We start from the raw sequence: 10,898 nt of genomic DNA, 5'->3' as shown, positions 1-10,898 counted from the left end.
CTGAAATACCGGTTTTTCTGAATCACGATAGGAACTTAGCTTAGCTGTCGATAAGCTCTGGTTCCTAAGCCCCTAAAAAAATAGCAATCGTTGAAACCGGATCAGCGCAGGCCCGCGCCGCCAGCCGCTTCGGCGCGCTGGATCAGCTCGATCTTGTAGCCGTCCGGGTCGGTCACGAAGGCAATCACCGTGCTGCCGCCCTTGACCGCGCCGGCTTCGCGCGTGACGTTGCCGCCGGCTGCCTTGATCTTTTCGCAGGCGGCGTAGGCATCCGGCACGCCCAGCGCAATGTGGCCGTAGGCCGTGCCCATCTCGTAGTTTTCCGTTCCCCAGTTGTAGGTCAGCTCGATCTCGGCCTGCGCCGGATTGCCCTCGAAGCCGACGAAGGCCAGGCTGTATTTGTATTCGGGGTTTTCAGACCGGCGCAGCAGTTGCATTCCCAGGACCTGGGTGTAGAAATCAATCGAGCGCTGAAGGTTGCCAACGCGGAGCATGGTGTGGAGTAGTCGCATCGCCTGATTATGGAATGGGCGCAAGAAGTTTGCAGCCGTTTGCCGCCGCACGGGCATGGCTTCAGCGGCCGGGGTTCAGCACCTTGGCGACCGGATGGTGGCGCAGCCTGAACGCATCGGGCATGCCGGAGCCCAGCAGCGGGCGCAAATACATCCTGAAGGCGTCGGTCACGTCGGTGCCGTTGCTGGCAATGAATTCGTCTTCCATCACCCGCGTCTTGCCGGCCACGGCGCTAAGGGGCAGCAGTTCGTAATCGACCGAATAAAAGCCGGTGCGCTTGATGGCGACCGAACCGTCCTGCGCGCCCCACATGGCGAACTGCACGGCTTTTTCGCCGACCTCTCTGGCTTCGCGCTGGTCCACGTCGGACACGCAGCCGATGAACGAGCGCTGCAAATAGCCGAAGGTGTCGCCGCGCACCCGCTTGATGCCGAGCTTGGCCTTGATTTCCTCGCACAGCAAATCGGCCAGCCCGCCGTTGCCCGACAGCTGGATATTGCCGTGGTCGTCGTGCTCCAGGTCTTTCGCCAGCAGGCTGGCAATCGGCGCGCCCGAGGCATCGTGGATGCCTTCGGACACGGCGATCACGCAGCGGCCAAAACGCGCGTAGGTTTCCTTCACATCCGCCAGAAACTGCTCCAGCACAAAGGTGCGCTCGGGCAGGTAGATCAGGTGCGGGCCATCGTCGGGAAACTTCTTGCCCAGCGCGGACGCCGCCGTCAAGAATCCGGCATGGCGGCCCATCACCACGCCCACGTACACGCCGGGCAGGGCGGCATTGTCCAGGTTGGCCCCGGCAAACGCCTGCGCCACGAAGCGCGCGGCCGACGGAAAACCGGGCGTGTGGTCGTTGCCCACCAGGTCGTTGTCGATGGTCTTGGGAATGTGGATTGAGCGCAGCGGGTAGCCGGCCTTTTGCGCTTCCAGGCTGACGATGCGCACCGTGTCCGACGAGTCGTTGCCGCCGATGTAGAAAAAGTGCTCGATCTGGTGCGCCTGCAGCACCTTGAAGATTTCCTGGCAATAACGCATGTCGGGCTTGTCACGCGTCGAGCCGAGCGCCGACGACGGCGTGCCCGCCACCAGTTCGAGGTTGTGGCTGGTTTCCTGCGTCAGGTCCACGAAGTCCTCATTGACGATGCCGCGCACGCCGTGGCGCGCGCCGTAGATGCGCGTGACCTCGCCAAAGCGCCGCGCCTCCAGCGCCACGCCGACCAGCGACTGGTTGATCACCGCCGTCGGGCCGCCGCCCTGGGCGACGAGAATTTTTCCGGATGCCATGGTTTTTTCCTTTGGTTGCGAGATGGAATCGCTCGGCGTCATCGTACACATCGCAGTGGTCCCGGCAAGATCGGCGGCTGGTTTTTGCGGCGGAGAAGTCGCTGGTGGGAGATTTTGCTATTGAAAATATAGCTGCTTACGCATGCCCGTATTGCGCAAGAGGCTGATTTGATGCCTGATATGGTCAAAAAAATCAGCTAACTTCGACCAGCAGCGATGACAGGATTTGGCGCGGTTTTCCGGGAAAGTGGCGCGATAGTGGCGCAGTTCGATCAACTGCGCCACTGGTATGGCGCGATTCGCTGAATGCCAAGGCGCGACGGCTATTTGGCAAGTACGAACGCAAAAGGCTCGGCATTGGTTATGGGAAAGCGAATTTGCACGAGGCGCTTGCGATAGTGATTCGCGCATATTGAAAGCCAACTGAGGCGGCAGTACCGTTACCGTCTCCTTTAGACTGATTCCGGTCATCCGCCGAAACCATGTAAAACCAACAACAAGATGAAAGCCGACCTACGATTTCCCCTGAACCAGCCGTTCGCGGTCGAGCCTAATAGCCTGGAAGCTGTTATCCAACGTCGACCATCAATTTTTCAGAATGGACGTCTCTGACGCAGCGGGAGTGCGTATTTGCGATTGGCCGCTTCTAGGCGAGCCAATAAGAATCACTTAAGGCAGCCGCCATAAACTTTCAAGTGGCTAAACACATGTGCTGGCCCTTTTTTATAGAAACCTTCCATGAAATACACCCCCACTTTGCGCCATGGCTTGCTGGTTCTGTCGCTAGGCCTGGCCGCCCTGCCCACATGGGCCGGTGACGATTGCGATGCGCCGGTGAATCGCTGGCAGACGCGTGAGGCTGTGCGGCAAATGGCAGACGCACAGGGCTGGCAGATTCAGCGGCTGAAGATCGACGACGGCTGCTATGAAATCCGCGGCACGGATGCCCAAGGACGCAGCTTCAAAGCCAAGATCGACCCGGAAACCCTGAAGGTGTTGAGGATGAAGCAAGACGACCACCAACGTTCCCGGGAACGCGATCGTGGTGACGGGGGTGCCGCGCAGCAGGCACGACCGCCACAACCGGACGGCGCCGCCGTGCCATCGCCTTTGTTGACCCCTGGCACCGCGCCGCGCGGCCAGATCGAGTAACCACCATTCCCACAGGAGCATCACCATGTCCAAACCCCTTTTGACCATTTTGGCCACCGCCTGCGCGCTGGCCCTTCCCGCCCTGGCACACAGCCGCCCGCTCACGCTGACCGCCCAGCTCAAGAACTACGGGGGCGACGGCGCCTACCTGGCGGCGTACCTGACCGATGCCAAAGGCGCCTATGTGCGCACGCTGTGGGTGGCCGGCGGAAAGGCCAAGTACCACAAACACTTGTCTGACTGGAGCCGCCTCTCGGCGGGTGACGCCAAGCGCCTTAATGGCGTCACCGGCGCCAGCGTTGGCGCAGGGCGCACGCTCAAGGTCACAGCCGATTTGGCGGATGCACTGATTGACGCGGGCTATGAAATCCGCATCGACGCCGCTGCAGAAGACATGCGAGACAGCCCGTCGGAGGTCCGCATACCGCTGTCCAAAGCCAACGTCGGCAAGCCGCAGGCCGGCAAGCAGTACATCCAGTCGGTGACCTTCCAACTCCAGTAAAGGAACTCCCATGGGCTGGAAAGCAATCCACCGCTGGCTGGGCCTGACCGTTGGCACTTTGGCCGTGGTACTGGGCGTCACCGGTGCCATCTTGGCGATCGACCCGGTGCAGCAGGCGTGGCAGGCACCCGCCGCACCGGGCGATTTGCCCGTAGCCACGCTGGTGGAGCGCGTGACGCGAACTGTCCCGGGCGCGGGAGAGATTCGCCACCAGCCCTCGGGTGCCATCGTGGTGTTCAGCTTTGCCGGCGACCAGCCGCAGGCGTCTTACGTGGACCCGGCCGATGGCCGGGTGCTGGGTGCGTGGCAACCCTCGGCGCTGCCGCGCTGGGTCAAGAATCTGCACCGCTCGCTGCTGTTGGGCGACGCCGGGCGCTGGGGTGCAGCGGGCATTGCGTTGGCCATGGGCTTGTTGTGTGTCTCTGCCCTGGTGCTTTTGCTGCGGCGCATGGGCGGCTGGCGGCGGCTGGCGGCGCGGGTGCGTGGCTCGCTGGCGCAGCGCATCCACGTGGTCGCAGGCCGTGTGGTACTCGCAGTCCTGTGCCTGACATCGCTTACGGCGCTGACCATGAGCGCCTCGACCCTGGGACTGGTGAAACTGGACACCAGGATCGAGCCTGAAGTGCTCTCGGTGGTCACCGGCAAGCCTGATTTGCCCGGCGCGCAGTTTGCCACGCTGCAAGGCCTTGCTGTGCAGGATTTGCGCAAGCTGAATCTTCCCGACGCCACGGACCCAGAAGACACCTGGAAGGTCGCCACCGCCCAGGGTCAAGGTTGGATCGACCGGTACTCGGGCCAGATGCTGGCCTGGCAGGATGCAACCCTTGCGCAGCGCGTTTACGACCTGGCCGTGGTGCTGCACACGGGCGAAGCGGCCTGGCCCTGGGCAGTGGTGCTCGGGCTCGTGGGCGCCAGCGTGCTGCTGTTCTGGCTGTCGGGCGTTGTCATTTGGTGGCAAGCACGCCGCCAGGCGCCACACATCACAGGCAACACCCCGCTGGCACAGGCCGACGTGCTCATCTTCGTTGCCAGCGAAGGCGGCAGCACCTGGGGTTTTGCCCAAACGCTGCAAGACGCACTGAGCCAAGGCGGCCACCGCGTTCACACCAGCGCGCTGGAGAACTTTCGAACCACGGCCGCCACGCGGCAGGTGTTTGTACTTGCAGCAACCTATGGCGAAGGCCAGGCCCCGACCCACGCCAGCCACGCCCTGGAGCACATCGCCAAGCTCAACGCCAGTGCTGTGCCGGTGACGGTGCTGGGCTTTGGCGACCGGCAGTTCCCGGCCTTCTGCGCCTTTGCCGAGGCGCTAGACCAGACGCTGCGCGCACAGGGCTGGTCCGCGCTGCTGCCGCTCGAGTGCATCCACCAGCAATCGGGCCAGCAGTTCGCGCGCTGGGGCGTTGCCCTGGCACAAGCGCTGAACGAACCCTTGGCGCTGGAGCATGTACCGCGCGTGCCACCCACCGCCGCGCTCACGCTCATCGCGCGCCAGGACTATCCCGGTGTTACCGGGCAGTCCACGGCGATCCTGCGCTTCGCGTGGCCAGCACAGGACCTGGGCACACGCCTGCGCGGGCACGGCCTGGCGCGGTTTGCAGCTGGCGATCTCGTAGGCATCGTGCCGCCGGGTTCGGCTGTGCCGCGCTACTACTCGCTGGCGTCGGGCTGGGAAGACGGGTTTCTGGAAATCTGCGTGCGCCAGATGCCCGGTGGCCTGTGCTCTACGCACTTGCTGGGCCTGCAGAAGGGGGACTGCATCAACGCCTTTATCCGGTCCAACCCCGGCTTTGCACTGCCGCGAACGCGGCGGCCTGTGCTGCTGATTGGGGCGGGCACAGGCGTGGCGCCGTTGGCCGGCTTCATCCGCCGCAACGACAGACGGACCCCGATGCACCTGTACTTTGGTGGGCGCGATCCGGCGCGGGACTTTTACTTCGGCCCCGAAATTCAGCGCTGGCTCGGCGAAGGGCGCCTGGCGACATTGCAGACAGTTTTCTCCCGCGTGCCCGACGGCGGCGGCTATGTGCAGGACGCCCTGCGCCGAGATGCCGAGAGCCTGCGCGGTCTGTTGGCACAGGACGCCATCGTGCGCGTTTGTGGAAGCCGCGCCATGGCGCGCGACGTGGCCGAGACGCTGGACGTGGTGCTGGCGCCGCTGCAGTTGAGCGTATCGAAGCTGAAAGCAAAGGAGCGTTATGCCGAAGATGTCTTCTGAGTCCGCTGCGGCCTGCAAGCGCACCACCCTGCACGGCCCGACCATGGGCACACGCTGGTCTGCCAGTGTCGACGCCGACAACACCATGGACCTGGCGGCCTTGCGCCAAGACCTTGCCGCTGCGGTGGAGCAGGTAGACGAGCAGATGTCGCCCTGGAAGCCGGACAGCGACCTCATGCGCCTGAACCGCGCGCCTGTGGACGCCTGGGTAGACCTGCCCGCTGAAATGCTGGAGGTACTGGACTGTGCGCTTGATGTCCGCCGCCTGAGCGTTGGTGCATTCGATCCGTGCGTTGGGGCGCTGGTCGATGCCTGGGGGTTTGGCGCGGTGCGCGATGCACCCGACGCGCAAGCGATCCGCGCCGCACGCCAGTCCACGCCTCTCACTGCGCACGGATGCCTGGAGCTGGATAGGCCCTCAGGCCGCGCCCGCAAGCGTGCGACCTTGCAACTCGACCTGTGCGGCATTGCGAAGGGATATGCGGTGGACCGCATGGCCAATGTGCTGCAACAGCACGGCGTGCGGCATGCGCTGGCAGCGCTTGATGGCGAGCTCCGCGCCGTGGGCGGTCAGGCCAGCGGCGTGCCCTGGGCTGTGGCGCTCGAACGCCCCGAGGCTGGGCGCCGCGCGGTGCACGGGGTCATCGAGTTGGAGGATCTGGCTGTGGCTACCTCGGGCGACTACCGACGCTATCTGGAGGTGGGCGATGCGCGCCTCGCGCACACCATGGACGCGCGCCGCTGTGCGCCTGTGAACAACGCCGTAGCATCGGTCACCGTGCTGGCGCGTACCTGCATGCACGCGGACGCCTGGGCCACGGCCTTACTGGTGGCAGGCCCCGACGAAGGTCTGGCCATGGCACAGCGCATGGGGATGGATGTGCTGTTCCTGCTTCGCCGTCCCGAAGGTTTGGTGGAGGTGGGGCTAGGTCGGTTTGGCAGATCCGCAGATCGGTCAAACCTTGTATGCCACACAAATTGAAGCAGCCAGGTTGCGCACCGCCGACAACACCGGCTTTCTGATGGTGCCGGTGATCGCGCTGCCCAACGGTGGCTATAGGTCCAGCAACTGAACAGGTGTACCAGAGGTCTGCAACTCGTCGAATGTCCATACATGGACGCACCCGGTTTGCCAAGCTTTCAATCTATGACGGATCAAAGGTAAAGATTGCACACGTACATTCGGACTTTTGATGTGACTCCTGGTCACTGTCCCTGATGGGATTCGCTGTCGATGCCTCAATCGCTTTGTCGCACTCGAATGTGCTCGGACATTCACGTGCTTTGCCAACCACGGCCCAACTTATCTTGCCATCACTTCATGCTCGCCTGCGCAATCGGTGGTTCCTCGCACTGTCTTTGTCTTTGTCTTTGTCTTTGTCTTTATATTTGTCTTCTATCGGCCGGCCATGGCTACGCCAGCACCTCGGCGCTTGTATTGGCAGGTCGGAATTCTCGGTCGTACACCCTGATTTACCGCCGCACCAAAAATCTGCGCGCAGTGCAGTTGTTAATAGGGAACACCACAAACGAGAGCACCGTGGGGTATCCGGGAATCGAAGTTGCAGACGCGTTGAAATCGCCGAGCAGGCCGATATTTGACGAAATGTTTTTCTGTGAATTGGCGCCGAAGATTTGACCGCCGGACAGCGGTCTTTTCTGTCGGACCGCAACTGGTCGTATCCGACCAGCCGACGCAAGCCCGCCAACGACTGCTGACGAGAAAACCATCGCCACCAGATCGAAAATTCCTAAATCGCCGGTGGTTGACCGCTTTGTAGATTTTGGGGTGGTCGGATGATGGAATTGGATCTGCGACGCGAACGACCGGTCACGAGATCTCGATAGAAATTCTTGGCTTGCATCGAAGGGCCGCTTCCGCTGCAAAGGAGCCATTGGCAAAACCATTTCAAAATGCCCCATAGGCTCTCCTCAAATTAGCTGTTCACGCTGTCCGGCGTCAAATCAAGCGGTCGCTGCCTCGTGAATCAAGCGTGTCCATGCAACATGGACCAAACCTCCAGCCCAATTGCATACAGAACTTCATCATGGGCGATTCGGACGGCTGGTTAGGCGGCGCCCGTTGGCCCGATCATGACTTTGCGGCACGCAGCAAAGCCGGATGGCGTTCCTCAGCCATACAAAAAAGATAGCTGCTCACGCCCATCCGTATTGCGCAAAAGCCCGATTTAATCCCAAAATCTAGGTTGAAAAGCAGCTGTGGCACGCCGATGAGCGCCAGGCGGAAGGCGACTCGTAGGCAGAAATCACCTCCCCACTTTATTTAAAATTATGCAAACGTCATAATTACCAAACTACTCCAGAAATCCATAAACCATGACCTTCCGCCGCACCGCCCTCGCGCAGGAAATGGCCAAGCAGTTGCTGCGGCCCACATTTCTCGACACCTCATTGCGCTCCGGACTTTTTCTTTCCGGGCAGCGGCGGGTCGGCAAAACCACGTTTCTTGCCACCGACCTGATCCCGGCGCTGCAGGATTTGGGGGCCATCGTCATCTATGTGGACCTGTGGAGCCAGCCGCAGGCCAACCCGGCGGACCTGGTGCACGGCGCCATCCGCCAGTCTTTGAACGCGTTGCAAACCCCCGGTTCAGCGATGCTCCAGCAACTCAAACGGGTTGCCAGCGTCGAAGCGGGGGCGGCGGGCTTCAAGTTTGGCTTCAAGCTCGCCGATGTGGGCAAGGAAGGCGGCGTTAGCTTGGCGCAGGCGTTCACGGAACTGATCGCCCAGTCGAAAACCGACCTGGTGCTCATCGTTGACGAGGTGCAGCATGCGCTGGGCAGCGCCGATGGCGACAACATGCTGCACGCACTGAAAGCCGCGCGCGACGCCATCAACACGCGGCCGGCAACGCCGGGCTACTTTTTGTTCGTCGGGACCGGCTCACACCGCGCGCGCGTTCAGGAACTCTCGCTGAAGGGCAACCAGGCGTTCAACGGCGCGGTGACGCATGAGTTTCCGGTGCTGGGGCTTGAATTTGTCGAATACGTTCTGGAGCAGGTCAAGCCGCAACTGGGCGTCATGGCGCCCTCGGCCGGCGTCACCGAAGCGGCGTTCAAAAGAATGGGGAGCCGGCCCGAGGAACTGATGAAAGCCCTCAATGTCTTGCGCGCCTTGCCGCAGGGCGCTAACCCCGACGAGCATTTGCCGACCATTGCCCAGTCGTTTGGCGCTGCGGCGGCGGACATCGAGCTGCAAAAAATTGAAGCCTTCGGCCCGCTGGCGCAAGCCGTCTTTTCACGCATCTGCGGCATCGGCGGCAACGTCAAGGGCGTGTTCACCGCCGACGCGCTGAAGGAATATTCAGCCCGGATCGGCCGGGAAGTCACTACCCAGGAAGTTCAGGGCGTTTTGGGCTTGATGACTTCCGCCAACTTGCTGATGCGCGTCAAGCACGGGCACTATGGGGTGACGGACAGCTTTGTCGAAAAAGCCTGGGGGACACGGTTGCAGGCCGACACGCTGTTGAAGCCTGGGCGGGCTTAACGGCCCGGCCGGTGCCGGCTATGCTTGCAACTTATGTACGCGCACCATTTTGGCTTGAGCCAGGACCCGTTTTCCATCGCGCCTGACCCGCGTTATCTGTTCATGAGCGAGCGCCATCGCGAGGCGCTGGCGCATCTGCTTTATGGCGTGGCCGGTCCGCACGGCGCTGCAGGCGGATCGGGTGGGGGCTTTGTGCTGCTCACGGGCGACATCGGCACCGGCAAGACAACGATTTGCCGCTGCTTCATGGAACAGATTCCCGCCGGCTGCCATGTGGCCTATATCTTCAACCCCAAGCTCACCGTGACCGAGCTGCTGCAGTCCGTGTGCCAGGAATTCCACATCACGACTGCAGCAGCGGCGGCTTCAGGCCCGCCCACGCTCAAGGACTACATCGACGCGCTCAATGCCTTTTTGCTGCAGAGCCATGCGGCCGGGCAAAGCAGTGTGCTGATCATCGACGAGGCGCAGAACCTCACGCTTGACGTGCTGGAGCAGTTGCGCCTGCTGACCAACCTGGAAACCAGCGAGCGCAAGCTGCTGCAGATCGTGCTGATCGGCCAGCCTGAACTGCGCGCCTTGCTGGCCCGGCCCGAGATGGAGCAGCTGGCGCAGCGCGTGATTGCCCGCTTTCACCTTGACGCACTGACCGAGGTTGAGAGCGCGCAGTACATCGCCCACCGCCTGGCCGTGGCCGGGTTCACTGGCCCGCTGCCGTTTGATGCGCAAGCGCTCAGGCGCATCCACCGCCTCGCGCGCGGCGTGCCGCGCCGCATCAACCTGCTGTGCGGGCGCGCGCTGCTGGGGGCCTGGGCCAACGGGCTGTTTCGCGTGAACCGACAGGTGATTGACAAGGCGGCGGCCGAGGTGTTCGGGCTGCATGCCGGGCATGCGCCGGGCGCCGGCACGCGGCCATTCGCCTACGCTCTGGGCGTGGCCTTGCTGGCCGGCGCTGGGCTGGCGGGTTTCCTGCTACTCAGTCCGGTGAAAAAAACAATAGCGCCGTCCCTGCCTCTGGCGTCAAGCTTGCCAGCGCCCCGGGATGCCGCTTCATCGCCTGTCCCGGCCAAGCCGCCAGTTCCGCGTCCTGCCGAGGAGATCGATGCCCTGCTGACGCAACTGCCGACCGACATCAACGTGGCCTGGCGCGAATTGGCGCCCGCCTGGAAAATATCCGCCACCGATGGCGACCCCTGCCTGGCCGCCAGCGCGCAGCAGCTGCAGTGCTACCGCACCGACAGCTTGACCGTGCCGCTGCTGCGCCAGCTTGGCCGCCCCGGCATCCTGACGCTGCACACCGGCAATGGCCCGCCGGTGTATGCCGTCATCACGGGGCTGGACGACCAGACCGCCACGCTGCAGATGGCCGCTGGCCTGCACACTGCCAGGCTGGTATTGCTGGGCCGGCTGTGGCGCGGTGAGTTCGCCACCTTCTGGCGCCCGCCGCCGGGTTACACCGCCGGGCTGCAGGGTGACGGCGCCGGTCCGGCGATCCGCCAGCTGGCCAGTCAACTGGCCCAGCTGGAAGGGGCGCCCTCGCCGCTGGCTTCCACGGCCCCGCCGGTTCTGGACGCGGCCCTCAGGGCGCGCGTGCGGGCCTTTCAGCGCGCCCAGGGGCTGGACGCCGACGGCCAACCCGGCCCCCTGACCTTCATGCAGATCGACAGCGCCACGAATGCGCAAGCGCCGCGCTTGCCATCCCATCCGCCATCAGCCAAATAAGCC

At 63.1% G+C, this 10,898-nt stretch carries 8 protein-coding genes and 1 pseudogene; 7 read left to right on the top strand and 2 right to left on the bottom strand.

Translation table 11 applies throughout. The features are described 5' to 3' along the window. Positions 1-101: 101 nt before the first annotated feature. Positions 102-512, bottom strand: coding sequence for a lactoylglutathione lyase (gene gloA / locus ACP7AD_RS03885; RefSeq protein WP_426144430.1), 411 nt, complete (start codon positions 510-512; stop codon positions 102-104). Positions 513-573: 61 nt separating this feature from the next. Next, the gene (locus tag ACP7AD_RS03880) at positions 574-1,794 is read right to left on the bottom strand and encodes a 6-phosphofructokinase (RefSeq protein ID WP_426144431.1); all 1,221 of its coding nucleotides are present in this window, start codon (positions 1,792-1,794) and stop codon (positions 574-576) included. 738 nt (positions 1,795-2,532) lie between these two features. On the opposite strand from ACP7AD_RS03880, the gene ACP7AD_RS03875 reads away from it, so the two are divergent. From ACP7AD_RS03875 to ACP7AD_RS03845, 7 genes and pseudogenes are all read left to right on the top strand, one after another. Then, the gene (locus ACP7AD_RS03875) at positions 2,533-2,946 is read left to right on the top strand and encodes a PepSY domain-containing protein (protein WP_426144432.1); all 414 of its coding nucleotides are present in this window, start codon (positions 2,533-2,535) and stop codon (positions 2,944-2,946) included. Between the two features lie 25 nt (positions 2,947-2,971). Further along, the gene (locus ACP7AD_RS03870) at positions 2,972-3,448 is read left to right on the top strand and encodes a DUF2271 domain-containing protein (protein ID WP_426144433.1); all 477 of its coding nucleotides are present in this window, start codon (positions 2,972-2,974) and stop codon (positions 3,446-3,448) included. 10 nt (positions 3,449-3,458) lie between these two features. Next, the gene (locus ACP7AD_RS03865; protein WP_426144434.1) at positions 3,459-5,666 is read left to right on the top strand and encodes a PepSY domain-containing protein; all 2,208 of its coding nucleotides are present in this window, start codon (positions 3,459-3,461) and stop codon (positions 5,664-5,666) included. Then, positions 5,647-6,648, top strand: a complete 1,002-nt coding sequence (locus ACP7AD_RS03860) for an FAD:protein FMN transferase (protein ID WP_426144435.1) — start codon at positions 5,647-5,649, stop codon at positions 6,646-6,648. The genes ACP7AD_RS03865 and ACP7AD_RS03860 overlap by 20 nt, the downstream gene beginning before the upstream one ends. Before the next feature lie 483 nt (positions 6,649-7,131). Then, a pseudogene (locus ACP7AD_RS03855) lies at positions 7,132-7,268 on the top strand (integrase); the annotation flags it as partial. A 735-nt stretch (positions 7,269-8,003) separates the two neighbouring features. Then, complete coding sequence (locus tag ACP7AD_RS03850) at positions 8,004-9,173, top strand: AAA family ATPase (protein ID WP_426144436.1); 1,170 nt, start codon at positions 8,004-8,006, stop codon at positions 9,171-9,173. Between the two features lie 33 nt (positions 9,174-9,206). Continuing rightward, positions 9,207-10,895, top strand: coding sequence for an AAA family ATPase (locus ACP7AD_RS03845; protein WP_426144437.1), 1,689 nt, complete (start codon positions 9,207-9,209; stop codon positions 10,893-10,895). Positions 10,896-10,898: the final 3 nt, after the last annotated feature.

Source organism: Polaromonas sp. DSP2-3-2b2 (assembly GCF_049895905.1).
In the GTDB taxonomy this organism is placed as follows: domain Bacteria; phylum Pseudomonadota; class Gammaproteobacteria; order Burkholderiales; family Burkholderiaceae_C; genus Polaromonas.
This window is presented reverse-complemented; position numbering and strand designations above follow the sequence as displayed.

Excerpts from the sequence above, each read along its gene's own strand:
- gloA (WP_426144430.1), bottom strand. The coding sequence starts at position 512 with ATGCGACTACTCCACACCATGCTCCGCGTTGGCAACCTTCAGCGCTCG.
- ACP7AD_RS03880 (WP_426144431.1), bottom strand. The coding sequence starts at position 1,794 with ATGGCATCCGGAAAAATTCTCGTCGCCCAGGGCGGCGGCCCGACGGCG.
- ACP7AD_RS03875 (WP_426144432.1), top strand. The coding sequence starts at position 2,533 with ATGAAATACACCCCCACTTTGCGCCATGGCTTGCTGGTTCTGTCGCTA.
- ACP7AD_RS03870 (WP_426144433.1), top strand. The coding sequence starts at position 2,972 with ATGTCCAAACCCCTTTTGACCATTTTGGCCACCGCCTGCGCGCTGGCC.
- ACP7AD_RS03865 (WP_426144434.1), top strand. The coding sequence starts at position 3,459 with ATGGGCTGGAAAGCAATCCACCGCTGGCTGGGCCTGACCGTTGGCACT.
- ACP7AD_RS03860 (WP_426144435.1), top strand. The coding sequence starts at position 5,647 with ATGCCGAAGATGTCTTCTGAGTCCGCTGCGGCCTGCAAGCGCACCACC.
- ACP7AD_RS03850 (WP_426144436.1), top strand. The coding sequence starts at position 8,004 with ATGACCTTCCGCCGCACCGCCCTCGCGCAGGAAATGGCCAAGCAGTTG.
- ACP7AD_RS03845 (WP_426144437.1), top strand. The coding sequence starts at position 9,207 with ATGTACGCGCACCATTTTGGCTTGAGCCAGGACCCGTTTTCCATCGCG.